General features: G+C 49.1%; 26 protein-coding genes. 20 read left to right on the top strand and 6 right to left on the bottom strand.

Going from position 1 to position 26,052, the window contains the following annotated elements:
• The first annotated feature begins 26 nt into the window (after nt 1-26).
• From KNO86_RS06290 to KNO86_RS06250, 9 genes are read left to right on the top strand one after another with little or no spacing between them, the layout of a single operon-like run.
• On the top strand, nt 27-1,184 hold the full coding sequence (locus KNO86_RS06290; protein WP_214694167.1) for a DegT/DnrJ/EryC1/StrS family aminotransferase: 1,158 nt from the start codon (nt 27-29) through the stop codon (nt 1,182-1,184).
• On the top strand, nt 1,181-2,152 hold the full coding sequence (rfbA, locus tag KNO86_RS06285) for a glucose-1-phosphate thymidylyltransferase RfbA (protein WP_214694165.1): 972 nt from the start codon (nt 1,181-1,183) through the stop codon (nt 2,150-2,152). The genes KNO86_RS06290 and rfbA overlap by 4 nt, the downstream gene beginning before the upstream one ends.
• Nucleotides 2,058-3,113, top strand: coding sequence for a dTDP-glucose 4,6-dehydratase (gene rfbB / locus KNO86_RS06280; RefSeq protein WP_214694163.1), 1,056 nt, complete (start codon nt 2,058-2,060; stop codon nt 3,111-3,113). The genes rfbA and rfbB overlap by 95 nt, the downstream gene beginning before the upstream one ends.
• 16 nt (nt 3,114-3,129) lie before the next feature.
• Nucleotides 3,130-3,798 (top strand): sugar transferase, encoded by a 669-nt coding sequence (locus tag KNO86_RS06275; protein WP_214694161.1) that lies wholly within the window; start codon nt 3,130-3,132, stop codon nt 3,796-3,798.
• A 1-nt stretch (nt 3,799) separates the two neighbouring features.
• On the top strand, nt 3,800-4,780 hold the full coding sequence (locus KNO86_RS06270; RefSeq protein WP_214694159.1) for a glycosyltransferase: 981 nt from the start codon (nt 3,800-3,802) through the stop codon (nt 4,778-4,780).
• Between the two features lie 23 nt (nt 4,781-4,803).
• Nucleotides 4,804-5,502: a WbqC family protein gene (locus KNO86_RS06265; RefSeq protein ID WP_251126944.1), complete on the top strand. Its 699-nt coding sequence runs from the start codon at nt 4,804-4,806 to the stop codon at nt 5,500-5,502.
• A gap of 39 nt (nt 5,503-5,541) precedes the next feature.
• Nucleotides 5,542-6,516: a glycoside hydrolase family protein gene (locus tag KNO86_RS06260; RefSeq protein ID WP_214694157.1), complete on the top strand. Its 975-nt coding sequence runs from the start codon at nt 5,542-5,544 to the stop codon at nt 6,514-6,516.
• Nucleotides 6,513-7,448 (top strand): glycoside hydrolase family protein, encoded by a 936-nt coding sequence (locus KNO86_RS06255; protein ID WP_214694155.1) that lies wholly within the window; start codon nt 6,513-6,515, stop codon nt 7,446-7,448. Before KNO86_RS06260 ends, KNO86_RS06255 begins: the two co-directional genes overlap by 4 nt.
• A gap of 2 nt (nt 7,449-7,450) precedes the next feature.
• Complete coding sequence (locus KNO86_RS06250) at nt 7,451-7,897, top strand: GNAT family N-acetyltransferase (protein WP_214694154.1); 447 nt, start codon at nt 7,451-7,453, stop codon at nt 7,895-7,897.
• Between the two features lie 131 nt (nt 7,898-8,028).
• Here KNO86_RS06250 and KNO86_RS06245 read toward each other — a convergent pair whose 3' ends face one another.
• Complete coding sequence (locus tag KNO86_RS06245) at nt 8,029-8,289, bottom strand: hypothetical protein (protein WP_214694152.1); 261 nt, start codon at nt 8,287-8,289, stop codon at nt 8,029-8,031.
• Between the two features lie 104 nt (nt 8,290-8,393).
• Here KNO86_RS06245 and KNO86_RS06240 point away from each other — a divergent pair, with 104 nt between their 5' ends.
• Together KNO86_RS06240 and KNO86_RS06235 are read left to right on the top strand one after the other, a co-directional pair.
• Nucleotides 8,394-9,635, top strand: a complete 1,242-nt coding sequence (locus KNO86_RS06240) for a UDP-glucose dehydrogenase family protein (RefSeq protein ID WP_214694150.1) — start codon at nt 8,394-8,396, stop codon at nt 9,633-9,635.
• A gap of 99 nt (nt 9,636-9,734) precedes the next feature.
• Nucleotides 9,735-10,463: a DUF3784 domain-containing protein gene (locus KNO86_RS06235; RefSeq protein WP_214694148.1), complete on the top strand. Its 729-nt coding sequence runs from the start codon at nt 9,735-9,737 to the stop codon at nt 10,461-10,463.
• Nucleotides 10,464-10,475: 12 nt separating this feature from the next.
• On the opposite strand, the gene KNO86_RS06230 is transcribed toward KNO86_RS06235, so the two are convergent.
• Both KNO86_RS06230 and KNO86_RS06225 read right to left on the bottom strand, forming a co-directional pair.
• Entirely contained in the window at nt 10,476-13,172 is a 2,697-nt protein-coding gene (locus KNO86_RS06230) for an EAL domain-containing protein (RefSeq protein WP_214694146.1), read from the bottom strand.
• A 112-nt stretch (nt 13,173-13,284) separates the two neighbouring features.
• Nucleotides 13,285-15,096 carry a C40 family peptidase gene (locus KNO86_RS06225; RefSeq protein WP_214694144.1) on the bottom strand — a complete coding sequence of 604 codons (1,812 nt, stop codon included), beginning with the start codon at nt 15,094-15,096 and terminating at the stop codon, nt 13,285-13,287.
• A gap of 279 nt (nt 15,097-15,375) precedes the next feature.
• On the opposite strand from KNO86_RS06225, the gene KNO86_RS06220 reads away from it, so the two are divergent.
• Complete coding sequence (locus tag KNO86_RS06220; RefSeq protein ID WP_214694142.1) at nt 15,376-17,223, top strand: sensor domain-containing phosphodiesterase; 1,848 nt, start codon at nt 15,376-15,378, stop codon at nt 17,221-17,223.
• 14 nt (nt 17,224-17,237) lie between these two features.
• Here the strand turns inward: KNO86_RS06220 and KNO86_RS06215 are convergent, their stop codons facing one another.
• Together KNO86_RS06215 and KNO86_RS06210 are read right to left on the bottom strand one after the other, a co-directional pair.
• Complete coding sequence (locus KNO86_RS06215; protein WP_353047684.1) at nt 17,238-18,611, bottom strand: sensor histidine kinase; 1,374 nt, start codon at nt 18,609-18,611, stop codon at nt 17,238-17,240.
• A gap of 12 nt (nt 18,612-18,623) precedes the next feature.
• Nucleotides 18,624-19,310: a response regulator transcription factor gene (locus KNO86_RS06210; RefSeq protein WP_214694138.1), complete on the bottom strand. Its 687-nt coding sequence runs from the start codon at nt 19,308-19,310 to the stop codon at nt 18,624-18,626.
• A gap of 106 nt (nt 19,311-19,416) precedes the next feature.
• Here KNO86_RS06210 and KNO86_RS06205 point away from each other — a divergent pair, with 106 nt between their 5' ends.
• The 3 genes from KNO86_RS06205 to KNO86_RS06195 are packed head-to-tail and all read left to right on the top strand — an operon-like array spanning nt 19,417 to nt 22,355.
• The gene (locus KNO86_RS06205) at nt 19,417-20,178 is read left to right on the top strand and encodes an ABC transporter ATP-binding protein (RefSeq protein WP_214694136.1); all 762 of its coding nucleotides are present in this window, start codon (nt 19,417-19,419) and stop codon (nt 20,176-20,178) included.
• Nucleotides 20,165-21,997, top strand: a complete 1,833-nt coding sequence (locus tag KNO86_RS06200) for an ABC transporter permease (protein WP_214694134.1) — start codon at nt 20,165-20,167, stop codon at nt 21,995-21,997. Before KNO86_RS06205 ends, KNO86_RS06200 begins: the two co-directional genes overlap by 14 nt.
• A 13-nt stretch (nt 21,998-22,010) precedes the next feature.
• Nucleotides 22,011-22,355, top strand: coding sequence for a YxeA family protein (locus tag KNO86_RS06195; protein ID WP_214694132.1), 345 nt, complete (start codon nt 22,011-22,013; stop codon nt 22,353-22,355).
• 49 nt (nt 22,356-22,404) lie between these two features.
• Here KNO86_RS06195 and KNO86_RS06190 read toward each other — a convergent pair whose 3' ends face one another.
• Nucleotides 22,405-22,848: a MerR family transcriptional regulator gene (locus KNO86_RS06190; RefSeq protein WP_214694131.1), complete on the bottom strand. Its 444-nt coding sequence runs from the start codon at nt 22,846-22,848 to the stop codon at nt 22,405-22,407.
• Between the two features lie 317 nt (nt 22,849-23,165).
• Between KNO86_RS06190 and KNO86_RS06185 the strand changes: the two genes are divergently transcribed.
• The 5 genes from KNO86_RS06185 (at nt 23,166) to KNO86_RS06165 (ending at nt 26,032) form a co-directional block, all read left to right on the top strand.
• A complete protein-coding gene (locus KNO86_RS06185) occupies nt 23,166-23,375 on the top strand; it encodes a hypothetical protein (protein ID WP_214694129.1) in 210 nt (69 codons plus the stop codon).
• A 68-nt stretch (nt 23,376-23,443) separates the two neighbouring features.
• On the top strand, nt 23,444-23,584 hold the full coding sequence (locus KNO86_RS06180) for a YvrJ family protein (RefSeq protein ID WP_214694127.1): 141 nt from the start codon (nt 23,444-23,446) through the stop codon (nt 23,582-23,584).
• Between the two features lie 27 nt (nt 23,585-23,611).
• Nucleotides 23,612-23,824, top strand: coding sequence for a hypothetical protein (locus tag KNO86_RS06175; protein ID WP_074036277.1), 213 nt, complete (start codon nt 23,612-23,614; stop codon nt 23,822-23,824).
• Between the two features lie 26 nt (nt 23,825-23,850).
• Nucleotides 23,851-24,063, top strand: a complete 213-nt coding sequence (locus KNO86_RS06170; RefSeq protein ID WP_074036279.1) for a DUF2922 family protein — start codon at nt 23,851-23,853, stop codon at nt 24,061-24,063.
• A 124-nt stretch (nt 24,064-24,187) separates the two neighbouring features.
• The gene (locus KNO86_RS06165; RefSeq protein ID WP_214694126.1) at nt 24,188-26,032 is read left to right on the top strand and encodes a methyl-accepting chemotaxis protein; all 1,845 of its coding nucleotides are present in this window, start codon (nt 24,188-24,190) and stop codon (nt 26,030-26,032) included.
• Nucleotides 26,033-26,052: the final 20 nt, after the last annotated feature.

The raw sequence follows: 26,052 nt of genomic DNA, 5'->3' as shown, positions 1-26,052 counted from the left end.
TCACCGACCGAATGAGGAGGGAGAATATGTTACACATCGTTGATATTCAATCGAGTACACCACCGTTACCATCGCGTGACCCCGTCATTCCGGTCATTCAGTCGGCACTCCCTCCATTTGAAGAATATGTGGAAGAGATTCGGTCGTTATGGGAATCTAAATGGCTGACGAACAGTGGGACGAAGCATCAACAACTCGAACAAGCATTGAAAGACTATTTGAATGTCGAACAGGTAGCACTTTTCACGAACGGTCACTTGGCATTAGAGACGGCGATTGAGGCGCTCGAGTTGACAGGAGAAGTCATCACGACACCGTTTACGTTCGCCTCGACGACACACGCGTTGGTCCGAAAAGGATTGACACCGGTCTTTGGAGACATTCGGGCAGACAACTATACGCTGGATGCTTCAAAAATCGAGCGGTTGATCACCTCGAAAACATCCGCCATTCTACCCGTGCACGTATATGGAAATGTTTGTGATGTCGAAGCCATTGAGGCGATTGCGAAAAAACATCACTTGAAGGTGATTTACGATGCGGCCCATACGTTCGGTGTCACGGTGAACGGACGCGGAATCGGAACGTTCGGGGATGTGTCGATGTTCAGTTTTCATGCGACGAAAGTGTTCCATACGATTGAAGGCGGAGCACTTACATTCAATGACCCAGAACTAAAAAAACGCTTCGAACGACTAAAGAACTTCGGCATTACCGGTCCTGAAACGGTCAAAGAACCAGGTGGAAATGCTAAGATGAATGAATTTCAGGCGGCGATGGGGTTATGTAATCTACGCCATATCGATGAAATGATGGCGAAGCGGAAGCAAATTCGGGAACAATACGACGCCTCATTGAAAGGAATTCCGGGCATTCGCGTTCTCGAACTTCAGCCAGGCGTCCATCCAAACCATTCGTACTATCCAATCGTGTTCACGGATGCGGTTAACCGCCGAGACGAGATGGAAGAGGTGCTGGCGGCAAAAGGTGTCTTGACGAGAAAGTATTTTTATCCCCTCGTCACGGACTATGACTGGATGGAAAATCGATTTGCGAGCCGACGGACACCGATCGCTCAACAAATCGCCGATCGCGTCCTTACGTTGCCACTCTATCCTGATTTGACACCGACCGACGTCACACGCATTTGTGACATTTTGAGAGAAGGGATGATGACACCATGAAAGGGATCATACTAGCGGGCGGGAACGGAACGCGCCTCTATCCGATGACGAAAGCCGTATCTAAGCAACTGTTGCCGATTTACGACAAACCGCTCATCTACTATCCAATGTCGGTGTTGATGTTAGCAGGTATCCGTGAAGTGTTGATCATCTCCACACCACAAGACATCGGAGGGTATGAACGCCTCTTCGGTGACGGACATCAACTTGGGATTGAAATCACGTACAAAGTTCAAACGAAGCCGGTCGGATTGGCAGATGCGTTTATCTTAGGGGAGGACTTTATCGGAGATGATTCGGTTTGCCTCATCTTAGGGGACAATGTCTTCTATGGGCCTGACTTGACCCGATTCTTAAGAAATGCACAAGCCAAAACGACGGGAGCGACAGTGTTCGGTTATCCGGTCAAAGACCCTCGTGCCTTTGGTGTCGTCGAGTTTGATGAAGACCGCCGCGTCGTCTCCATCGAAGAAAAGCCAAGCGTCCCTAAATCCAATTATGCGGTTCCTGGACTATATTTCTATGACAATCAAGTCGTCACATTTGCGAAACAGGTCAAACCGTCTCCTCGGGGAGAGCTTGAAATCACGTCGATCAACAATATGTATTTAGAGCGTGGAGAATTGAATGTTGTCTTGTTTGGTCGGGGCATGGCTTGGCTTGATACGGGAACGCCGGAAGGAATGATCAAAGCCTCGATTTTCGTTCAAACGGTACAAGAACGACAAGGTTATTACATCGCCTGTCTTGAAGAGATTGCCTGGCGACGTGGCTTCATTACACGCGAACAGTTGCAAGATATCGGCTTGACCCTCAAGATGACCGACTATGGTCAATATTTAATCTCACTCGCAGAGGAAGGGGAACAGACGCATGCATACGATCCTAGTGACTGGCGGAGCCGGGTTCATCGGTTCAAATTTCATAAAACACTTTCGGGCGAAACATCCAACGTCCCGCATTCTTAATGTCGATGTCTTGACGTATGCGGGCAATCTCGAAAACATCAAAGAGTTTGAGAACGATTCATTGTATGTTTTCCGAAAAGTGGACATCCGAGATCGCGCGGCCATCGATGAACTATTCACGTTGTTCGAAGTGGATGAAGTCGTTCACTTCGCAGCTGAATCGCATGTCGACCGAAGCATCCTTGAACCAGAATTGTTTTTATCTACAAACATCCTCGGCACACAAGTACTGCTCGATGTGGCGAAACGTCATTGGAAACGTTTCCCGGATGACAAATATAGCCGAGAATATCGGGAAGGCGTCTGCTTTGTCCATGTCTCGACAGATGAAGTGTATGGGTCGCTCGGGGAAACCGGCTACTTTACAGAAGACTCACCGATTGCACCGAATAGTCCATACTCAGCCTCAAAAGCAAGTTCAGACCTTCTTGTCCGTTCATACCACGAAACGTATGGACTTCCTGTTAAAACGACACGATGCAGCAATAACTATGGGCCTTATCAGTTCCCAGAAAAATTGATTCCACTCATGGTTCACAACTGCATGACGGGCAAGTTGCTCCCCGTTTACGGAGATGGTGGACATGTTCGTGACTGGTTACACGTAGCGGACCATTGCGAGGCCATCGACCTTGTTCGACAACATGGACGATTCGGGGAAGTCTATAACATTGGAGGTCATAATGAAAAGACGAACTTGGACCTCGTTCGTACCATTTTAAAAGCGTTCAATCAATCAGAAGACATGATTCAATTCGTGACCGATCGCCCGGGGCATGACCGGCGCTATGCGATTGATGCTTCGAAAATGCGTGACGAGCTCGGGTGGACACCACGCTATCGTTTTGAACAAGGGATTGAAGAGACGATTGACTGGTATCGTACACATCCAGAATGGGTGGAACGAATCGTTTCGGGTGAATATCGCAGTTATTATGACTCCATGTACTCTTCCTTATGAGAAAGGACGATTCAACATGTATGAACAGTACATTAAACGACCACAAGACGTCATCTTGGCGTCACTCGCTCTTTTGGTGTTGAGTCCCGTCATGTTGATTGTCGGTCTGATGATTCGACTCAAACTAGGTAGTCCTATTTTCTTCAAGCAACAACGTCCAGGGAAAGACGGAGTCGTCTTCGAGATGATCAAGTTTCGGACGATGACAAATGAACGGGATGAGAACGGTGCGTTGCTCCCAGATGAAATGCGTTTCACGCCATTCGGTCTGACCCTTCGTTCTCTCAGTATCGATGAGTTACCTAGCCTCATCAATATTATAAAAGGGGACATCGCGATTGTCGGTCCACGTCCGCTTCTTGTCGAATATTTGCCACGCTATAATGAGCGTCAGAAACGGCGACATGAGGTGAGCCCTGGATTGACAGGTCTCGCACAAGTGAGTGGACGCAATTTATTATCGTGGGAAGATCGGTTCGAACTCGATGTCTACTATGTAGACCATGTGACGTTTCGGCATGACTGGTGGATTATCGCCCGAACGGTGTACAAAGTATTGATTCGTGACGGCATTACCCCTGAAAAAACGGCAACGATGGAGGAATTCATGGGAGATCAGACGATGCAACAAAATAACATGTTAACAAATATCGCTACCGTAAAGTATGAAAAAGGAGGAAGCTGACATGGTGATGGTAAGCGTCAATTGCATCACATACAACCATGAACCTTACATCGCCAAAACGATTGAAGGATTCTTGATGCAGGAAACGGATTTCGAAGTGGAAATTCTGATTCATGAAGATGCCTCAACCGACCGGACAGCGGAGATCGTTCGAAGTTACGAAGCGAAATATCCTGACAAAATTCGGGTAATCTATCAACAAGAAAACCAATTCTCCAAAGGTGTGTATGTCAATTTGTTAAATGACGAAAGGGCTTGTGGGAAATATATCGCACTTTGTGACGGGGATGACTATTGGACGGATCCAAAGAAGTTACAAAAACAGGTCGATTATATGGAAGCCCATCCCGACTGTACGCTTTGTTTTCATGATGCATATGTGGAAACGAACGGCACGCTGCATCCCGAATGGCGTGTGATTCCATGGATGCCTGAGAACAAGAAATATGCGTCGAGTGAGCCTCGGACATATAACGCCGGAGAGTTACAATTACTCGGTTTTATTCCGACGATGTCCATGCTGTATCGGAATGGGCATACCGATCGCTTATTAGACTGGGTCTGGGACACGCCGGCGATTGACGGAGCTATCAAACTCCACGTTGCCAGTCAAGGATACGCCTACTATATGCCGGAAGTGATGAGTGTGTATCGTTACGGTGTTGTCGGATCGGTCACAACGATGTGGAGCAAGACCAATCGCGCAATTGATATTGAGAGAACAGAGAAGTTCATTCGATTCCTAGATGCGTTTGATTCATACACGGATAAAAAGTTTCATCCAGAAATCGAAATTTCTCGTCTCTCCTTCGAAGTTTCACTGCATCGTCTCAAACGTGATTACAAAGCGCTGAAGGCATCCCGCTATGATCAATACTTGGAACGCTTTACAGGAAGAGAGCGACTGCGCCCTTATATGATGTTACGGCACCCTGTATTAACAGAATGGTTGATTCGCATGCGTTCCTTACGGTTGAGTTAATCGAACAAAAGGGGATGACGAAGTTGAAGCTAGGCATCATGCAGCCTTACTACTTTCCTTATCTCGGATACTTTCAATTGATGAATGCAGTGGATACATTTGTCATTCTCGATAACGTCCAATTTGTGAAGAGAGGCTGGATTCAACGTAACCGCATCTTACTAGAAGGCGGAATGAAGCAAATTCATATGAAAATCGATCACATGACGCAACATAAAAAAATTTGTGAACACAATCGCATCATTGATTTGGTGCATGAACATTATCAAATACGCTTACTCAGTCATGCGTATAAGCATGCCCCTTATTATGGAGAGGTCATGCCGATGATTGAGCGAATCATGAATGACGAGGAACCGAATGTTGCCGTCTATCTCGAGAAGTTATTGACCGAAATACGCAACTATCTGGAACTGGATACTGAATTACTAGTCGCCTCCTCACTCGATTATGATAAATCGTTGAAACGTGAGGAGCTAGTCATCGAAATTTGTCGATCTTTAAATACGGACCATTATATCAATGCCATTGGAGGGCAAGCACTGTACGAAAAAGACATGTTTGCAAAATCAGGCATCCCGCTGGATTTTATAAAGATGGACCGAATCGAATATCCGCAATTCACACATCCGTTCGTCCCTGATTTGTCGATGATCGATGTCATGATGTTCAATTCAAAGTCGAAGATGCGCGATTTGCTGAATGCGTATACGCTCATTTGAACGCTACTATCCAAGTCAAACACGGAAAGGAAGAAGAGGATGGAAACGTTGAACACCTCATTTGAATGGATCAATCGACGTCTTTTCTTCAGTCCTCAAAGGGATGCATCGCTCGATTGGATGGACGCGTTCGCACAAGGACCGTGTGTTCTCGAACGTGATACCTACTTACGGATCTATTTCAGTTGTCGACCGAAGCCAGTTGATGGTCGTTATGTCAGTTATAGCGGTTATGTGGATGTCTCAAAGGATGATTTTTCAATTCTTCGGGTGAGTGAGCGCCCCGTACTCGAACTTGGGGAACGCGGCACATTCGATGAGTTTGGTGTCTATCCCTTTTCGGTGATTGACGTGGGGGATGAAGTTCACGCCTATTACGGGGGGTGGACGCGCACTGTATCCGTCCCGTTCAATGTGAACATTGGAAAAGCAGTCAGCAGCGATGGCGGACGCACGTTCGAGCGCGTTGGTCCGGGACCGATTCTATCTTACACGCTAGACGAACCGTTCATTTTGAGTGGTCCGAAGATTCGTCGTTTCAATGACACGTGGTATCTGTTCTATATTGCCGGACGAGAATGGATTTTGGATGGGGAACGTCCTGAATCGGTCTATAAGATTCGTCTTGCGACGTCAACAGATGGGGTAACTTGGGTGAAAGCCGGGCGAGACTTGATTGAGAGTGTGCTCCCGGACGAGGCGCAGGCAAGTCCGGATGTGTTTTATGAGGATGGTCTTTATCACATGTTTTTCTGTTATCGTGATGCGACAGACTACCGGAAAAACCCTGAACGGACGTATCGGATTGGCTATGCATCGTCCCCGGACTTGATGGACTGGACACGGGACGACTCGGTCATGCAGTTCACACGTTCTGAATCAGGGTTTGATGATGAGATGGTCGCCTATCCACATACGTTCATGTTAAACGGGAAACGATATTTGCTTTATCTAGGTAATGAAGTAGGAAGGGAAGGTTTCGGGATCGCTGAGCGGAAGGAGGAGACGAGATGAAGTGGAAGAAGCTTGGACATCTCTTCGATCCGACAGAATACGGATTCTTCGGAGATTACTCAGCGTTCGCCCAATCCCCGCAGGCGCTCGTCTTCGATGAATTTGTCCGAATCTACTTTTCTACTCGTGAGCCAGATGGTGAACAGTTCAAGAGTCATATCCGTTATATCGATATGTCCCATGATTTCGAATTGATTCGTGTGTCTACAGATCAAGTCATCCCACTTGGGAAGTTAGGTACTTTCGATGAGCATGGAATTTTTCCGTTTCATGTCACCCGGACACTGAATGGGCTGTATGGCTATACGAGTGGTTGGAGCCGCCGTGACTCCGTATCGGTCGAGACGGGAATTGGATTGTCGATCAGTTATGATGATGGATTGACGTTCGAGCGACTCGGGGACGGACCCGTGCTGTCGGCAAGTGTCGATGAACCTTTTCTCGTCGGTGATCCATTTGTCGTCACACGTGAACAACAGTATATGTTCTACATTTACGGAACGACATGGAAGGAAGGTGCGGACGGGGTATCGGAGCGAACATATAAGATTGCTTTGGCCACGTCAGAGGATGGGCAGACGTTCAACCGGCGGGGGAGAATCATCCCAGACACGATTCAAGATGAGAGTCAGGCACTTCCGACTGTGTTTGAGTGGGATGGACGTTATCATATGATCTTTTGCTTCCGAGACACGTTCGGATTTCGGACTGACCCGTTGCGTGGATACCGGCTCGGCTATGCGTATTCCGATAATCTAGTTGAATGGACAAGGGACGATGCAGCGTTAGGATTCGAGAGAAGCGATAGCGGTTGGGACGCGGATATGGAATGCTATCCGCACGTATTTGAAATGAAAGGTCGCCATTATCTTCTTTATAACGGGAATGAGTTTGGTCGACGTGGATTTGGTTTAGCCGTCTTGGAGGGATGATGATGAAACGTAACTTTGGAACAGTTTCCGACTATATGACTCACTTCGAGGCTTGTGATCAATTGTTTCCGACGAATTTATCGGATCGGGTCGATTTACAAGCATATTCGATGAAACTGCACGATCGGGCAACTTCATTTGAGATATGGCAGGACAATCACATCGTCGGATTACTCTCTGCATACATGGATACAGATATCGTATTCATCAGCCATATTTGTGTATTGCCTGAAGCGCCGGCTGGAAGCGGACATGAATTATTTGAAGGATTACTCATCGAGTCAGCACTTGCCGGGAAAGATCGAATTCGTTTACACGTCGAACCGACGAACACAAAGGCGATTACCTTTTATACTCGACACGGATTCACCGAAATCGATCAAACGGACGGAGTACTTTTGATGGAGCGGATCGTGTTGCAGAGACAGCTATCCCCCAAAAAAGAGTGACAGCATGAATCATCTTTGATTGTATGAGACTTGAGCTAAATCCCCGTCAATCACACGGGGATTTTTGCATGCATGCAGGAAATTCACAAGCTTTCTCGAATAGTGCAAAAAGAAAAAGCATCCGACCGAGGTCAAACACTTTTCTTCATTTGCTGTTTTCGGTCGCGTTGCACTTTCCAAATCACTGACGCAATGACAATCAGGATTGGAGCGAATACCCATGGCCGAGCTTCTAAGATTGAAACGAGTTCAAAGATGGAGAGCCAACCACTCACCATGATCAATACGAGTAAAAAGGTTTTCAGTCCCCCCCGGACTGGAAGCCAAAAATAAATCAATAATGTTACCAAAAAGAAAGCGATTAAGCCCATGTGGTTTGTCCTTTCACCCATCATTTTGACTCATTATAGCAAAGAACATTGAGAGAGTGTTAGAAGCTTCACTTCGCGAGCATATTTGAGTACGCTTAGGAAAGATGATTGAAGGAGGAACTGATGTGAAATTTGGAATAATAGGCTTAGGATATGTTGGATTGGCAACACTATGCGGATTGGCCAAAGCCGGTCATGAAGTCATCGGGGTCGAGACGCACCAAGGGAAGTTAGGTCTCCTGAAGAGTGGTCACCCTCCATTCCACGAACCGGGCATGGCGGACGTGTTACAAGAACACGCCGATCAAATCACGTTGACCGACGAAATCGCGGATGCGGAGCACGTCGACTATTTGGTTCTCGCGGTCGGCACACCGAGCAAACCCGATGGAAGTTGCGACCTTTTTTATATCGAGACGGCTCTTTCCGAATTGAAGACGAAGCATAAAATCGTCATTCGTAGCTCGGTCCCACCTGGCACGACGGATTTGTTGAAGATCATGTATCCTTCTCATACGTTTGCAATCGTACCTGAGTTTTTACAAGAAGGGCGTGCCCTTGCGGATGTCATGAAACCACATCGTGTCGTCATCGGATGTGAGGACCTTGAGGTTTGCGAAGAGTTGGCGGGGATTTATGGCCGACTTGGTGTTCCGCTCATCTGCACGACGCCAATCAATGCCGAGCTCATCAAATATGCTTCGAACGCCTTTTTGGCGACAAAAATCAGCTTCATGAACGACTTGTCTCGTCTAGCCGATGAGGCAGGGGCTGACATCACGACGATTGCGGACGGGATGGGGCTCGATCCACGGATTGGGCGTTCGTTCCTCAACGCTGGAATCGGATATGGGGGCTCTTGTTTCCCGAAAGATATGGATGCGCTTCTTCATGTCGCAAAAGAAAACAACGTCAATCTTCGCGTCATCAAGGCGGCAGCGAAAGTGAACGAAACACAAGCGCCGTACGTATTGTCGAAACTTCATCTAGAACCTAAGATGCGTGTCGCCATTCTCGGCTTGGCATTTAAACCAGGAACAGATGATATGCGAGATGCCCCGTCGATTCTACTCGCACACCATATGGTCGCCCGAGATGTCGAAGTCATCGGCTATGACCCAATCGCAACATGGGAATACCCGCAAGCGGCGAATGTTGAAGAAGCGTTGAAAGATGCAGATTATGCGATTCTCGTCACCGAGTGGGAGGAGCTTGTGAACTTGGCACCGGAAGCTTTCTCGGGCATGCGTCAACGTCGGTTGATTGATGCGCGGAATGCGTGGAAGTTCGCACGTGACCCAGGTGACGTCGCGTATGAAGGCATCGGGCGGATGCAACGACCGTCCAACACCCCGACATCAAACTGAATTTTCTTTGGGACCGCTCCATTCAGCGGTCCTGTTTTTGTGTGGGATGAATCTTTTTCGTGACGGATGACGTAAAGTAAAGAAGAGGAGGTGAGGCACATGTGGATTCTTGTATTGGCCGCGATCATCGTCATCGCACTCGGTTTTGCAGTGGACCGTCTCGGATGGCACGATTTGATTTCGGGCTACAATACGATGTCTACGGAGAAGAAGGAGCGGGTGAACGTTCAGAAAGTGGCACGTCTCGTCGCGTGGATGTGTTACGGGATTGGCGCCATCTTTCTCCTCATCGCGCTCATCGAAGGATTTGAATTGGACATTCCGCTCGCTCCATTCTTTATCGTGATGATGGTCTTCATCGTAGCCATGCTTTGGCGTATGCAAAAGTATGACGGCAATATTTATGACGAATCGGGACGCTTGAGACCGGGTGGTAAAAAACGTCTCATTCCGATTGTCATTGTCTCCGTCGTCTTACTCGTTGGAGTGCCGGCGCTCATGTTTTGGTTCAGTCAACCGACCGAGGTGACCGTGACAGATTCGACGATCGTCATTGAAGGGAGCTACAGCCGTGAGATTCCGTTCGATGAACTTGATGATGTGACGTGGACGACGTTACCCGAAATCGCGAGACGGACGAGTGGGGCGGAATCGGGATCACGCCTGACGGGACATTTTCGGACGAAAGCAGGGGAGGACGTTCTCCTCTTTATCGACCGTGATGTCGAGCCGGTCATTCGACTCGATTGGTCGGAAGAACCGATTTATTTGAATCAGTCCTCGGCAGAAGAGACGAGGCAATTATATGAGGACATTCGTTCTCGCTGAAGAAAGGGACACTCAAGTAGAGTGTCCCTTTGTGTTAACCCATAATTCAAATGAAGCCGCATCGAGTGCAGGTGAGAAGTAGTAGCCTTGACCGAGTTCGACTCCTTCCCGAATCATACGGGACAGGTCGCTCTCGGTCTCTATTCCTTCAGCGAGAGCGGTTAACTGTTGCTCGTTCGCAAAGCGTGAGACGGCGCGTAAGAAAGAAGTACTCTCTTTTGCTTTCCCGCTCACATACATCCGATCGATTTTCACTTCCTGAATCGGTAAGTGCCAAATCGCTTCGAATGAGGCGTACCCAGTCCCAAAGTCATCAATCGAGAGACAATACCCGAGGTCGGCGATATCTTCTAACCGTTCGAGTTCGCTCGCATACGACATGATATCCGATGACTCTGTCAACTCGATTTTCAGACGGTCCGGTAACCATGGATATTTCTCAATCGAATCACGAAGTTTCGTCACGATTGATGGGTCGACCGAGTGGGCCGACAAGTTGAACGAGAGAGAGATGTCTTCGAACAAAGTCCCTTGCCAAGCGACGAGTTGTTCAATCGTCAGGTCGAGGATGTTGTGCGACAGCCAAAGGATTTGATCAGACCGCTCGGCGATTCGGATGAATTCGTTCGGTGGAATAATTCCCATCTCAGGATGTGTCCAACGGGCGAGTACTTCCGCACCGACGACGCGTCCGGTTTTCAGTTCGACTTGCGGCTGATAGGCGACCGTCAAGTCACCTTTTCGAATCGCATCCGGAAGTGCCTGTTCAATCAAGGCGGCGAGTTGCATTTGAGCTAAAATGTCTGAGTCATACCAAACCGAAGGCGTACGCGTTTCTTTCGCGTGCTGTAAAGCTTTCATCGCTTCGAATAGGCAGTCATTATACGCAGCTTTCGTCTCGGTCGCACCGATTTGGATATGTACATTTTGCCGCTTGTGATTGACAATCAATTCGCTCGGGAACAGTTCCAACAATTCATGTTCATCTTCGGCAGTGAATCCTCTGACATACAACATGAACGTATCGTCCCGGTAACGACCGAAGAGATGGTGCGCATATTTCGATAGACGGGTTTCCACAGCGCGGGCGAACTCCGTCATGAGTAGGTCCGCATACGCCGGGTCGTACCAGTCGACGAGATGATGGTAGTCGTGTAATCGGATCAAGACGAACGCCCCGTCAATCTCTTGTCGCTCCCATTTTCTGATGAAGCCATACTCGTTATAGAGATTCGTCGCCAAATCGAAGCGGACGAGTCGGTCGACTTTTCGCTCCCGTTCGACCCGGTCGGTCTCGTCTTCGACAATCAAATAGTACGTCAGTTTTTCTTCCCGTTTGAGCGGGGTGAGTTTGATGTTCAAATAGCGTGTGTGTTCACCTTTTAAGTGAATGATGAACTGGGCGCTCGTCCCTTGGTCGGTCACGCCTTCGAGTGCTTGCTCGAACAGGCGCCGCCCCGTCTCGGTGAACAGTTGATTGATTTCGTATAAGTTTCGGTCACCGAAAAATTGACGGAACATCTCGTTTCGTTCCATCAGATTATATGAGTCGTCCATCAAGGCGATGGCGAGACCCGTCTCGGAGAAGAGCGATGACCAACGTTCGTGATAGCGAACGAGCTCTTGTGAGCGATTTTCGAGCTCATGGACGGTCGAATGGACGCTCACCGCAATCTCACGTAATTCATCCTCGATGCCACGGAAGTCATGTGTTTTTGGGAACGTCGCTTCGACCGGATCTAAGCTTGGGTCAATGGCGAGCGCACGTGCTTTCAAATGTGCCAAATCGTGATTGTACCGTTTACGCGTATAGTAGAGCAGGAAAATCAGTCCGAGCGATAAGAGGAGCGTCACGACAAAGGATGCCGTGGCAAGGATTTGAAAATGTTTACTTTCCTCTTGCAACATCGTCTCGGACGTGGAACGAATCGAGCGAAGGGCAGCGTAGGTATCTTCGTAGACGTTCGTCGAATTGACGTAACGGGCTTCAAGTGATGCTTCACGACTGGCCATATTCGCAAACGATTGACCACTTTCCGCGACATCGATGACGGCTTTTGTTTGTAACGCCTCGTTCTGGTCGATAATTTTTTGGATGATGATCGCTTCATTGACGATTAAGTCAACGGTACTCATCAGTTGTTCTTCATCAATCGGTTCACGATATAATGCATCACCATTCCGCATGAGCATCGATTGCATCCGCATCATCGCATCCGTCAGCTCATACGTGGCGTTCGGTTGATTGGTTTGTTCGAGCGCTTGATAGAGCCAACGCCGATTGATTGAACTGATGACATCAGACGGGACCGCTTCGAACTGCTCTGCATCAAGAATGTCTGCCAAGTCATTCGAAAATGTCTGAAGCGTCTCTCGTTCTTGTTCGTCCACACCTGATTCAAAGTCTTTCTGCAGTCGTTCATTATATTGAAGCGCTCGCTCTTTATAGGGAACAGAGAGGAATGATGTCGACTGATTCGATTGATCCTCATATCGTGTTGCCGCCTCGAACAAGGTGACATATGCTTCGACGCCAGCTAGGTTTGCTGCCTGATTCAAGTTTATAATCGTCTCGTCAATGGCTTCTTGTTTTTCATGCCAGTAATAACTCGTCCCGAGTCCGAACAATAGGACACCGATGAGACAAGCGATTGCCAGTACCATCGTGTAGGTACGGTATGGAATTTTAGCAAAACGGGGTTGGCCCATCCGGCACCTCCTTTTTTCCTTCATCATACTTCCGATTCCGTTTCATCGGATGAAAATCCTGCAAAACGAAAGAAAAACCCGACTTTCGTCGGGTTTTATGGCGTGACCAAAGTCACGGTCGTTTGTAACCAATCAAGCGTGATTGCCAATACAGTTCTTTACTGATTTGGTTGTAGCCTAATCCGAACGAACCAGCATGAATGAATGTATCGGCGTTGATCATGATGCCCATGTGTGAAGGTCCTGCGGTGTACGTGTTCTCAAAGAAGACGAGGTCACCAGCTTGCGGGACGAACGACGTCGGTAACTGTGGACCGAAGTAAGCACCACCCCAGTAGTTGGCCACGTTTGTGCGTGGGATGCTGACGCCTGACTGATTGAATACATAATAGATGAGACCTGAACAATCAAAACCACCATTTGCGGGACTAGATGAGGCCCATACATATGGGGTGCCGACGTATTGCTTGGCCACCTGAATCGTAGCAAGTCGTGTCGCCTGCGCGTTCTGACCCTTGATTTCGGTGACAGCTGATTTTGCGACGAATCCTGACGCGAGCTTGTAGTGGGTCGTCGTTTCCCCGATGACGTTCAACAATTCTCCGCGAAGTGTTGAACCGACCGTACTGCTCGACTCGTTCGCCTGTGCCCGAATCGCTGTCGGGTAATACGTATAGTATGAATTCGCATCATACGAACCTTCTACCCACGTCGGTCCCTCGGTGCCGGTCGAGCCTTTTGAGACCGTCTTGACGTAAGCGGAAGCGACAAACCCGACCGTATTACCATAGTAGATTTGTAGCCAGCCGTTTGACGCTTGAACGACGCGTAGTGTCTGTCCGGCCTTGACGCTCCCGATAATCGTCGCATTCGTCGATGCGCTCGACCGAACATTCAAGGATGGCGTGTTGACGACATAATCGACTTCTGCATTTCCAGCACCGGCATCGCCTTCGTTCGGGGTTGGGTTGCTTGGAGTTGTCGTCGTCTGTTTCAAATATCCGGCACTCACATATCCAGATTTCCCGTTATACGTGACGTAGTACCAGTCACCTGACTGTTTCGTCGCTTGAACGACCGTACCGTTCGGGATGGTCGTCACGAGTGCATAGCCGATGCCGGCGCCTTGGCGTACGTTCAAGTTCGCCGTCGTGACAAACTGCTGGTTCACCGTATTTTCCGAAGGTGTGCTCGGAGTTGGCGTAGTCGTGACAGGTGTAGACGGTGTCGCGGATCCTGATGTCGTTAAATATGTATGAGCGACATAACCTGTGCGTGAGCCATATTTGACTTGTGACCAAGAACCTTCACGTTTTAGCACCGTGACGGCTTTCCCTTTTGGAATCGTCAATACGATACTGGCTTTCGTCGACTTAGAAGCACGGAGGTTCAAGTTGACTGTCGTCTTCGCAGTAGTCGCACTCGGTTTCACGCTAGGCGGTGTCGTCGGTACGGGTGTTGTGGAAGTCGACGTTGAAGTCTTTTTCAAATATCCGTTATGCACCCACCCCGTTTGACCACCGTAGCTCACTTTTGACCATGAGCCGTTCGTTTGGATCGGTGTGACGACTTTTCCTTTTGGGATCGTCAATAGGATCCGATGGGACGTCCCAGCGCCCGATCGTAAATTTAACGCATCGGTCGTCGCCATGCGCGTCGTGCTCGACGTTGAGAGTGACGAGCCGCCTGTCGACCCAGAACCCGATACTTGAAGGGTTTGACCGACTCGGATCGCATCAGATGTTAATCCGTTCAACGATTTTAAAGCCGAAACGGAAAGGTCGTAGGATCGGCTAATGGACCACAACGTATCACCGGAACGCACCGTATGTGTGCTTGCGGCGGCGGCTTCATCTGTATGCGCCAATACGCTGACCGCTGCGAGAGCCGCGAATGAATAGGTGAGACCTGACTTTGGATTCATAGCGTCACTTCCTTTCAAAAATGAGAGCGAAACATTCAACAAGTGAAACAATACAATTTCATTGTACGGTGAGATGAAATGTGCAAGCAATGGGACAAATGGTCAATTCGGATCTCTTTCTTATAAAGTAGGTCAATAATTTATAAGTGGGAATAAATCCCTATTCAGTTGATTCAAAAAAGTAGGAAGCATTGACTTTCTGTTGAATTTTGGAAAACGTGAGATAAGAGGTTTCATGCTATCATAAGGTCAAATTAAATGTGGTGAGGTAGCAGACTGATGATCGAGAAGAACTTTTCAAACCGAACATATCGTAAACATCAAGAGAAACTGTTCGAGCTCGTCCGGATGCCGATTGTGACCGAAGACACGGTGCAAGAGGCGATTCGATATATGTGTGAGATTGTTGCCGATATGTTGGCAGTAGATACGGTCTCGATTTGGAATTTTGACACATCGTATCAATCCATTTCATGCCAAGTTGCCTATTCTCACGAATCAGGGACACATTATCCAAGACTGACGGTTCATCGTGAACTCGCCCCGGAATATTTTGATGCGCTTCAAACAAATCGGGTACTTGCGTTTGAAGATGTTCGGAACCATCCATGGGTGAAGGGGCTATACACGGAGTATTTTGTAGAAGGACAACGTATCCATTCAATGCTTGATGCCCCAATTTATGCGAACAATCGCGCCAAAGGTGTGATTTGTTGCGAGACATTCTTCTTACGGGAGTGGACATACCTTGAAGAGTTGATTGTCAGTACACTGACGGATTTTATTTCAATTCTCTATTTCCGACTCGATCGACAGGCAGTCGATACACACATTCGTCGTCTAGCCTATATAGATGAATTGACGGGTCTTTTAAAAGATACAGGTTTCATCGAGAAGATGGACGAGGAGCGTCAGCTTCAACCGCAACAACTGGGCGCCTTAGTCTATTTGAAAGTCGATGATTTTCGCTCGGTCGAAGATGCGATCGGAATCGAAAAATCAGATGAGATTGTCCGAGAAGTGGCTAATCGCCTACGTCGTTATGTCGACGAGTCGAATCTGAGTCGTATGTCGCAGTCAGGATTTGCGATTTGGTTACCGTATGGGGATCGAATCAAACTGAATGCTGTCGCGGATGAATTGTGCGAAGTTCTCGTACGCGATCCGTTCCTTGTCGATGAGTTAGAAGTCATCTTGACGATGAGCGCGTTCATCGTCATCGAGCAAAAGGACATCACGACGCTCGAGATGGTTCATCGGGCACGCATCGCCGCGAGTGAACGGGTACTTCAACGGGCGGCGATTGTCTTTTATGAAGAAGAAATGGGAACGAAAGCGGCGAACCGGCTGGTCTTGGAAATGAATTTGCGAAGTGGGCTCGCAGGAAACGAGTTTATGTTGTATTACCAACCGAAAATCGATGCGACGACTGGAGCGCTTAGAGGGTTCGAAGGTTTGATGCGCTGGAATCATCCCGAACGAGGTCTCGTCCCTCCACTCGACTTCATCCCGCTCGCCGAATCGACAGGAGTCATCATTGACTTAGAAGAGTGGGTGTTCGTGACGGCCTGTCGTCAGCTCAAGCGATGGCATGATCGAGGAGAATGGTATTCACTTGCCCTCAACTTATCAGCACGTCACTTCTTGTCTGAAGGAGTCGTCGAGAAATTCGCCCAAATTGCCCGGGAAGAGGGTGTCTGTACGAGCTATTTGACGCTCGAAATTACCGAGAGTGTCGGCATGGAAAACCAACAGCATGTCATCGACCGATTTGTCGCGTTCCGTGAAGAAGGATTTTCGATTTCAATCGATGACTTCGGGACGGGCTTCTCAGCGTTCGTCTACTTGAAGCACTATCCGATTCATGAAATCAAAATTGATCGCCAGTTCATCCAAGTGACCGAGAACGATCCGACCGGGAACGTCATCGTCGAGTCGATCGTCGACCTCGCGCGAGGACTGAATTTGAAGACCGTCTGTGAAGGGATCGAGACGATTGAACAATGGCATGCGTTACGCGAACTCGGCTGCGATGAGATGCAAGGGTATTACTTCTCTAAGCCGCTGCCGCTCGAAGAACTAGAGATATGGATTGATCACTATATGAAACAAAAAAGGGACGCCTGAGTGCGTCCCTTTTGCTATGGGGTGAAGAGAATTCGGATGGTCGTACCTTGTCCTTGATGACTTTCGACCTCGACCTTCCCACCGTGCGCTTCGATGATATCACGCGAAATGGCCATTCCTAGACCGCTCCCACGGGCATCGTCCGTGTTCGTTCCACGGTAATAGCGTTCGAATATATACGGCAATTCGGCTTCAGCAATCCCGCTTCCGTCATCCTGGATTGTTACAACATCATCACGGACCTGAACCGTCACGATGACCGATTCGTCGTTATGAAGAAGGGCGTTATATAGGAAGTTGAGCAGGGCACGTTTCATAAAGTGACGGTCAATCGAAACGGTCGCTGCCGTGGTCGCCTCGAATTCAATCTGACGCTCACTGAAACGGGGGTCGTTCAACACATCGATGACGAGTTCGCGAACGAACGGCTCGAGGCGGGTCTCTTCTAGCGCGAGCGGGAAGTCGCCGTGTTGCAGACGCATCGTCAAGTTGAAGTCATCGAGCAATTCTTTCATATATTTCGCCTGGCGTTCGATCACGTGTACGTATTGGTTACGCTCGGCTACATCTAGCGATTCGTCATCCAATAGTTCGGCGTATCCTTGAATCGAGGCGAGTGGAGTCTTCAAATCATGCGACACGTTACTCATCCATTCTTTCCGTCGCTCATCGAGTTCCTCGCGTTGTCGTTCGTACGTCGTCAGTGTCTCGGAGACCGCATTCAAGTCATGGAAGACAGGACGATAAATCCCGACACGTTTTGGTTCGGATGTCGAAAAATCACGTTGCTTCAGTTGTTGGATGCGCTCGGTCAGTCGATAGACAGGGCGGGTCAATCTGGAGCTAAACAAAAGACCGATTAAGGCGGCTACGAGCAAATCGACGACAAGAATCCAAAGGAACGCCTTTGCGATATAGGAGAGGATCGCTTGTTCATCTAGCATAAAGAGTGCCCGGCGTTCGCTGGCGTCCGGAACACCGATGAGGTAGCTATAATCGTCAAACTCTCCGATGAAGTAAAGGCGAAGCTCATCATCCATGTATTTATAAATTTGAATCAGCTCAATCGGCGAATAGGCATCCGGTAAACCACTCGGTGCGTCAATCTCACTGACGACTCGTCCCGTCTCATCTAAAAAGCGGATGAACGCCCCATACTGCTCGAGCGCCTCCTGACCTTCTGCTGAGACGACGGGTTCTCCATCCTCGAGTGACAGGTACGTGCTGAAGTTACGGGTGAACGTCTCCCCTGAGTTGCTTTCGACATCATCGATACCCGTTCGGTCATTGACGAGAAGTCCGAACAGAATGGTGATGTTGAGAAAGACGACGATGGCGACAATCAATACAATCGACAGTAAATAGCGACCGGTCAGCTTCCATTTCATCATGATCGCTCCTTACACCGTCAACCGATAGCCGAGACCTTTGACCGTCTTGATGTAGGTCGGGGCAGACGGGTTCGGCTCGATTTTTTCACGTAAACGTCGGATGTGGACCATGACCGTGTTATCCGAACCGAAAAACGATTCGCCCCATACTTGTGTAAAAAGGGTCTCTTTGCTGAGAATCCGATTTGGGTTTCGCAAAAAGCAGGCGAGGAGACCGACTTCTTTCGCCGTCAATTCCAATCGTTCGCCGTTCATATACACTTCCGTCTCATCTTCATTCATGAGGAACGGTCCGACAGTCGTCTCTTCCATCGGTGTTTCCATCATCGACAGCCGTCTGAGTTGTGCTTTGACGCGGAAGGCTACTTCTTTCGGACTGAACGGCTTCGTGATGTAATCGTCACCCCCGATGGCGAGCCCGAGCAGTTTGTCGACCTCTTCTGATTTAGCGGATAGGAAGAGGATGGGGATGTTCGAGTGTGCCCGAATCTGTTGGCAAAGTTGATAACCTTCCCCGTCCGGTAGCATGACGTCCAAAATCGCCAAATGCGGATGGAACGTCTCGAAGACGTCATACCCGTCCTTCAATGTGTGAGCGGTCCGGATTTGCGTAATTCCTTCCTTTTCGAGTGCCCGTTGCATCAACGTGCATAAATCTTGTTCATCATCCACGATGAGAATCCGTGGTTGTTCCATCGTCATCACCTCTTATCAAGCATATCACGTAAGGATTTTGTAAGGTACGCGTGAGTTGAAGTTAAGGCAAGGGGCGTAATGTAAGAGTCAGAAAGAGGTGCTGAACATGGAAACATTACTACAAGTGAAATCGATTCAAAAGACATATGGGAAAGGAAATACGACGTTTCAGGCGCTTGATGACGTCTCGTTCACCATCGAACACGGTGAGTTCGTCGGAATCATGGGACCGTCCGGGGCCGGGAAATCGACGCTACTGAACGTCCTCGCGACGATTGATACACCGACGTCCGGTGAGATTCTCGTGGAAGGGGAAGATATCGCGTCGATGAACGAGGAGGCCCTCGCCGACTTCCGCCGTGACCATCTCGGCTTCATCTTCCAAGACTACAACCTGCTCGACTCGTTGACGGTACGGGAAAACATGTTGCTCCCACTCGCCGTCTCGAAGACGCCTGTTCACGAGACACGAGAGAAAGTCGAACGGTTGGCGAAGCGGTTTGGGCTTGAAGGGATCCTCGAGCAGTACCCGTATCAAATCTCAGGTGGGCAGAAGCAACGGACGGCCGTCTGTCGTGCCTTGATCTCGGACCCGAAACTCATCTTCGCCGATGAACCGACCGGTGCGCTCGACTCGAAGTCAGCGACAGATTTGTTGGATACGCTCGCACGGTTGAACGAGGCCGAGACGACGATCATGATGGTGACGCATGACGCCTTTGCAGCAAGTTTCTGTCGCCGTGTCCTCTACATCCAGGATGGACGTTTGAACAAGGAACTGATTCGTGGCAATGCGTCACGGGATGCGTTCTATCAGTCCATCCTCGAAGAGCTGGCGAAAGGCGGTGCCGTCGATGACGCTATTTGAGCTCGCGAAGAAAAACGTCGCGCGTAATTTGTCGCGATACGCGCTCTACGTCGGGACGACGATCTTCTCCATCGTCATTTATTTCACGTTCGCGACGCTCAAACATAGCCATGAGATCAGTGCGCTCGCGGAGACATCGAAGAAAATCAGTGGGCTGATGAGTACGTCGACGTTCATCCTCATGTTGTTCGTCGCGCTCTTCATCGCCTATTCGAACGCCTTCTTCTTGAGAGGGCGAAAGCGGGAAGTCGGGCTCTACTCACTACTCGGGGTCCGAAAGAAACAAATCGGGCTGTTGCTCTTATTTGAGAACATCGTCATCGGAGCGGTGTCATTGATTGTCGGAATTCTTCTCGGGCTCTTCGGGTCGAACGCGCTTCTCCAACTGTTGATGCGTCTCATGAAGAGCGACCTCGACATCGGGTTTGCCTTCTCAGCGTCGGCACTCCTGGAGACGTTCCTCGTGTTTCTTGCCATTTTCCTCTTTACTTCGTTCCAAGGGTATCGGGTCATCTATCGCTTCAAGTTGATCGAGCTGTTTCATGCGGATAAGAGCGGAGAAGGTGTGCCGACGGCGAGAGGATGGGTCGCTCTGATGGGTGTCCTCACAATCGGAGTTGCCTATTGGCTCGCGCTTCAAGACTTGATGACGTCGTCGCTTTGGAGAACGCTCGGGCTCGCGATGCCACTACTCATCATCGGATTGAGCGTCATCGGTTCGGCGCTCTTGTTCCATAGCGTGTTGATTTTTGCGTTGGCGTGGCTCAAACAACATGAGCGCTGGTCGTGGAAACGACTCAACTTGTTGACGACGTCACAACTGCTCTATCGCATCCGTGGCAATGCCAAGACGCTCACACTGATCAGTATCATCAGTGCGACGGCGATTACGGCCGGTGGTGCCATCTTCAGTGTCTACTATTACGCGGAAGAGAATGTCGCATCCTATACACCGTACACGTACGCTTGGAAAGGGGAGGCGGTCGATGTGAAAGGGGCGACGTTCGAATCAAGCGTGGAACAAAAGACGATCCGGATGGAAGCACAGTATGGGGAGCGAGAGCTTGGTGTCATCGATGCGTCGACCTATCGTCACCTTCTCGAAGGTCTCGGGCAGAAAGAACCTGCATCGTTTCCGGAGGACGAGGTGTTGTGGGTTGACCCGTTCTATGACGAGCGTTACTCGGAGGAGATCGAATCGGTCGAACTTTCAGCAGGGACGTTTGAAGTCGCGACACGTGCCGAAACTTCACCACTCAACGTCATAACGTTCGGTGGCACGTTCCTCGTCGTCTCAGACGATGTGTTCCAAGCGATGACGGAGCCGAGCGAGACGTATCACGTCGCCCTCACGGAGTCGTTCAAAGATCAACAAGTTCAATCTGAACGTTTGGCGAATCTCGGGCTCGAATCGTTCTCGAGCGCACCGGACGTATACGCAGAAACGATGGCGATGAACGGGGCCCTCCTCTTCGTCGGAACGTTCCTCGGACTCGTCTTCCTCGTCGCGACAGGCAGCGTCATCTACTTCAAGACGATGACGGAAGCTGAGGATGACCGGGCGAAGTACTCCATATTGCAAAAAATCGGGATATCCGACCGGGACGTACGACGGACGGTGCGTCAACAGATCATCGTCGTTTTCCTCGCACCGTTCGCACTCGGAATTTTGCATGCGACGGTCGCCCTCATCGCCTTTTCAAACTTGTTAAGTATGAATTTCACGGTGCCTGTTCTCGCATGGATGGGTGTCTATACGGCCATCTATGCGGTGTATTACGGAGTAACGGTTCGTCGGTTTATGGCGGCCATTCGATAAGGAGAGAAGAAAGATGAAGAAATGGATTGGAATGGGAGTACTTGCCATCCTACTCCTCGCGGGTTTATTGCAAGTGGATTGGAATCGATTTGGAAAAGACACCTTGTTTGTGGAAGTCCAAACACCGAGTGACGTGGAGGAGACGACACTTGAAAATGGGGATGTGATGAAACGGTACGTGTACACGCAACCCGCGTATACACTAGAAGGGGAGTCGAAAGAAGTCACGTTTACCGCAGGAAAAGAACTTCGAGAAGGTGCGTATTTGCGATTATACGTTAGGGACGGGGACACCGTCACGTCGTATGACGAAGTCTCCCGCGAGGACGTACCAGATCCGATCATTCAAAATTGGTAACAAATAAAGCCATTCGTCATGAGCATCATGGCGGATGGCTTTTGCCTGCTCAGACGACAGGCGCTTCATAGGCGTTCAGTTCGAGTTGTAATATGTACGTCAATTCATGATGCGCCAATTCCGAGAAGTTTGTCTTTTTGACATGTGTCCGTGGACGCAATCCGCATTCTAATGCGATGTCGACAATGGTACGAATCTGATTTTCCGTATAGAATCGCTTCCGGCCGAACGTGAACGGGGTAGCTGGCAATACGCCATCTGTCTCCCATTTAATCAACTGTTGTTGGCTGCGTGGAATGCCGGCCACACTAAAGGCACGGCTCAATTCTTTGAGCGGATAGACGATCAAATGTTGCTCTTTATACGAGATTGGTTTTCCTTGTTCCGGTCGGTATGTATCCCATTCGGTCGCTGAAAACGTCAGGTCGGCCTGGTCGAAGTCGTGTTGAGCGGAAGGAATAGAAGTAGTACGTGCGAGGTCTAAGCTGTTCATATGATGGATCTCCTTCTTCAAGACTGACTGGTCATTTCAAAATGTCTTCTTACGTATCGTACCCCATTTTCAAGATTTTAACTTACAGTTTTTTCAAAGTGGGGAAATGATTCATGGGACTTTTGGCGTAATTTTGAACGATGTCTGTCGAACATTAAGATACCCTAATTGGTATCAAAACTCAAGTGGCGCAGTAAAAAATTGAAAAATGAATAAAAATTCAGAAAATATGGGACTTTCGTCTTGAAGACACCTTGAAAATAGTTTGAGCACATTTTTCTTGTAAGCGGTTAATAAGGGCGAAGGAGGTGAGACAGATGGCAACTTACGAAGAAGTGGCGACGATGTTTTATTTGGACGCTCGTCGACTTGTAGATGGGAAAGAGAAGAAGCAGCTCGTTCGCTTCGGACCGCTCGGCGGTCAAATGGATGAGACGTTGATGCGGCAGTTCGGAGATTTACTGACGGCACTCATCGATGTCGAATCCGTCAATTACGTCGTCGCTAAAGAATCGATCGTGTATTAACACGGAGGACTTATGCAAAACCTCACTCGTACCGGCACCGACATTTGGCATGATGAGCAGGTGGTCACATGAGTTGGCCCGAACTCATCTCGAATCTCGGGTTCCCGATCGTCGTTTCGCTCTATTTGCTTCATCGAATCGAGACGAAGCTCGATCGGATGATCCAGCTCCTCGAGCGCATGGATGATTCGACCTTATCAGAAACCTAATCCCCCATTGAAAGGAGCCATCCCCCTATGGCTGTCTTAACGGAAAAGAAAGCGACACTCGTCTTGACGACACACCACGACATTGAAACGGCAAAACCGACGAAAAAAGCACAACGGTTCGGTCCAGTTCGTGCCGACCTCACGGCCGATACGGTCAACGCGTTCGGTCGTCTCTTGATTGATTTAGTGATTCAAGAAGACGCAGACCTCGGCATCATCCGCGAATACGATTTAGTCTAACCCATACCCTAAGGAGGACATAACTCATGACTGACACAAAACTTGAAATCTCATTTTTAGACGCATTCCATAAGGTCGTTCGTTTCCGTCTCAACAATGTGAAGCAACCCGTCGACTCACAAAAAATCGAAGCATTGGCGGACTTCATGGTCGCCAACGATCCACTTGCGAAAAACGTGATGGAATGGACGGAAATCAAAATGATTGAAGGCACGCAGACAGTATTGAGTGCAAAATAATCTGTTGGCTGGCGACTCTTGCAATTGGGGTCGCCTTTTTTAAGTTTGGTCAATCCCCTTCACTATTTTCAGAAAATTGTCGATAGTATAGGAAACACTGCATGATTGAGAGGGGAATACATAGATGGCATGGAAATCAATCTGGTCTAAGACACTCAGTCGGATCAAACGAAAACCGACATGGACGTGGAAACCGACGCTCAAACGAAAACGTGGAGAGAAGCGTGAACGCACGACATCTTTCGGGGCGAACGTCGGCAAGAACTTGACGATTCGTCAAAAATTGTGGGGACTCGTCATCATCTCACTCGTGATGGTCATTGGCGTCGGTGGGTATGCACTATTTTCGATGAACGACGCGAACCGTCAAGCGGACGATATCGTCAACAACTGGAACAAAGGGCTCGACTACGCCCATGAACTGAACACGCTCGCAGCAAACTATCGCACGCTCGAACTTGATCACATCGTGACAGAGGATGCAACGCAAAAAGAAGAATTGATGACGCAAATGAAAGAGATTCGGGATGAAATCAATACGATTGCGCCGAAGTATGAAGAAAGAGCCGTGAATGAAGAGGACAAAGAACTCTTCCATAACTTCTCACGTCAATGGGAGATGTATCAGCGTGTCTCAGACAACATGTTGACGTTCAGTACGACTGGAAACACGGGCATGGCACGTTCATACTACGATGCTCAGTCGCAGTCGACATATGACAACTTCACACAAAAACTAAGTGATCTGGTCGCATACAACTCAGAAGGATCACAGCGTGTCGGACAGGACATGGAACGTGAATTCATGCAGTCGCTCATGGCGCTCGTCGCCGTGACGGTCGGAGCCGTGGTCATTCTGTTATTCCTCGGACTCAGTTTGTTACGCTCGATTATCCGACCGATGCAGACACTGCAGACTCGCTTCGATGAGCTTGCGACGCAGGGCGGCGATTTGACGATGACAATCCCGGTGACGTCGAACGATGAGATTGCCCAAGTGAGTCGCTCGTTCAACACGTTCCTCGCAACACTCCGCGAAATTATGATTGATGTCGATGAGACGGCGAAAGTCGTCCTGTCCTCTTCAAAAGACGTATCTGCTGAAGTGACGCGACTCAGTCACTATATGGAAGAAACATCTGGAACGGTCGAAGAATTGACGGCTGGGATGGAAGAAACGGCAGCATCTTCGCAAGAGATGAGTGCTTCGACGACCGAGATGGGAAGCTCGATCGATTCCATCGTCGACTTATCCAACGATAGTGCTGAAACGGCGACACGTGTCGAGACACGCGCGCACGAAATGCGTGAACAGGCTGTCGTCTCGAAGACGGAGGCCGTGACGATTATCGAGAAGAAACAAGTTGAACTCGCGGAAGCGATCAAGGGAGCACAGTCTGTCGAAGAGATTCGCGTCTTGACGACGGCCATTCTCGCCATCGCCGATCAGACGAACTTGCTCGCATTGAACGCATCGATTGAAGCGGCACGAGCGGGTGAAGCGGGTCGTGGGTTTGCGGTCGTCGCTTCTGAAATCCGTAAACTTGCAGAAAACTCACGTCAGACGGTGAACGAGATTCGTGACGTATCAAACACGGTCATCGATTCGGTCGAGCGCCTCAACACGAGTTCGGCTGACATGCTGACGTTCTTGAACACGAAAGTCATGGCCGATTACGATCGTCTCGAAGAGGCTGCGACGCAGTATGAACAAGACGCAACGGTGTTCGGCGAGACGGCGAAAACGTTCGAAGGCAATGCGCTTCAACTCCGACATATGACGGACAACATTCTCGGCGTCATTCAAGAAGTGGCGACGACCGTGACAGAAGGCGCGGACGGAACGCAGTCGATCTCAGAGAAAGTTCAACTTTCGGTCGAACGCTTCAATGATGTCCAGGCGAAGATGAGTGAGACGGAAAAACGCGCGAGCGAACTATCGAATCGCGTCGCTCAATTTAAACTATAAGCAGTAATCAGAACCAGGCG

It is taken from the genome of Exiguobacterium sp. s160, assembly GCF_018617575.1.
GTDB lineage: Bacteria > Bacillota > Bacilli > Exiguobacteriales > Exiguobacteriaceae > Exiguobacterium > Exiguobacterium aestuarii_A.
The sequence above is the reverse complement of the archived record's forward strand: the minus strand, read 5'-3'. Positions and strand labels throughout refer to the sequence as shown.

Bases quoted from the DNA above. Each gene is read 5' to 3' on its own strand.
- KNO86_RS06175 (WP_074036277.1), top strand. From the start codon at position 23,612: ATGGCTGTCTTAACGGAAAAGAAAGCGACACTCGTCTTGACGACACAC.
- KNO86_RS06200 (WP_214694134.1), top strand. From the start codon at position 20,165: ATGACGCTATTTGAGCTCGCGAAGAAAAACGTCGCGCGTAATTTGTCG.
- KNO86_RS06235 (WP_214694148.1), top strand. From the start codon at position 9,735: ATGTGGATTCTTGTATTGGCCGCGATCATCGTCATCGCACTCGGTTTT.
- KNO86_RS06260 (WP_214694157.1), top strand. From the start codon at position 5,542: ATGGAAACGTTGAACACCTCATTTGAATGGATCAATCGACGTCTTTTC.
- KNO86_RS06170 (WP_074036279.1), top strand. From the start codon at position 23,851: ATGACTGACACAAAACTTGAAATCTCATTTTTAGACGCATTCCATAAG.
- KNO86_RS06290 (WP_214694167.1), top strand. From the start codon at position 27: ATGTTACACATCGTTGATATTCAATCGAGTACACCACCGTTACCATCG.
- KNO86_RS06245 (WP_214694152.1), bottom strand. From the start codon at position 8,289: ATGGGTGAAAGGACAAACCACATGGGCTTAATCGCTTTCTTTTTGGTA.
- KNO86_RS06215 (WP_353047684.1), bottom strand. From the start codon at position 18,611: ATGAAATGGAAGCTGACCGGTCGCTATTTACTGTCGATTGTATTGATT.
- KNO86_RS06275 (WP_214694161.1), top strand. From the start codon at position 3,130: ATGTATGAACAGTACATTAAACGACCACAAGACGTCATCTTGGCGTCA.
- KNO86_RS06185 (WP_214694129.1), top strand. From the start codon at position 23,166: ATGGCAACTTACGAAGAAGTGGCGACGATGTTTTATTTGGACGCTCGT.
- rfbA (WP_214694165.1), top strand. From the start codon at position 1,181: ATGAAAGGGATCATACTAGCGGGCGGGAACGGAACGCGCCTCTATCCG.
- KNO86_RS06195 (WP_214694132.1), top strand. From the start codon at position 22,011: ATGAAGAAATGGATTGGAATGGGAGTACTTGCCATCCTACTCCTCGCG.
- KNO86_RS06180 (WP_214694127.1), top strand. From the start codon at position 23,444: ATGAGTTGGCCCGAACTCATCTCGAATCTCGGGTTCCCGATCGTCGTT.
- KNO86_RS06210 (WP_214694138.1), bottom strand. From the start codon at position 19,310: ATGGAACAACCACGGATTCTCATCGTGGATGATGAACAAGATTTATGC.
- KNO86_RS06165 (WP_214694126.1), top strand. From the start codon at position 24,188: ATGGCATGGAAATCAATCTGGTCTAAGACACTCAGTCGGATCAAACGA.
- KNO86_RS06230 (WP_214694146.1), bottom strand. From the start codon at position 13,172: ATGGGCCAACCCCGTTTTGCTAAAATTCCATACCGTACCTACACGATG.
- KNO86_RS06255 (WP_214694155.1), top strand. From the start codon at position 6,513: ATGAAGTGGAAGAAGCTTGGACATCTCTTCGATCCGACAGAATACGGA.
- KNO86_RS06205 (WP_214694136.1), top strand. From the start codon at position 19,417: ATGGAAACATTACTACAAGTGAAATCGATTCAAAAGACATATGGGAAA.
- KNO86_RS06220 (WP_214694142.1), top strand. From the start codon at position 15,376: ATGATCGAGAAGAACTTTTCAAACCGAACATATCGTAAACATCAAGAG.
- KNO86_RS06250 (WP_214694154.1), top strand. From the start codon at position 7,451: ATGAAACGTAACTTTGGAACAGTTTCCGACTATATGACTCACTTCGAG.
- KNO86_RS06190 (WP_214694131.1), bottom strand. From the start codon at position 22,848: ATGAACAGCTTAGACCTCGCACGTACTACTTCTATTCCTTCCGCTCAA.
- KNO86_RS06225 (WP_214694144.1), bottom strand. From the start codon at position 15,096: ATGAATCCAAAGTCAGGTCTCACCTATTCATTCGCGGCTCTCGCAGCG.
- KNO86_RS06270 (WP_214694159.1), top strand. From the start codon at position 3,800: ATGGTGATGGTAAGCGTCAATTGCATCACATACAACCATGAACCTTAC.
- rfbB (WP_214694163.1), top strand. From the start codon at position 2,058: ATGCATACGATCCTAGTGACTGGCGGAGCCGGGTTCATCGGTTCAAAT.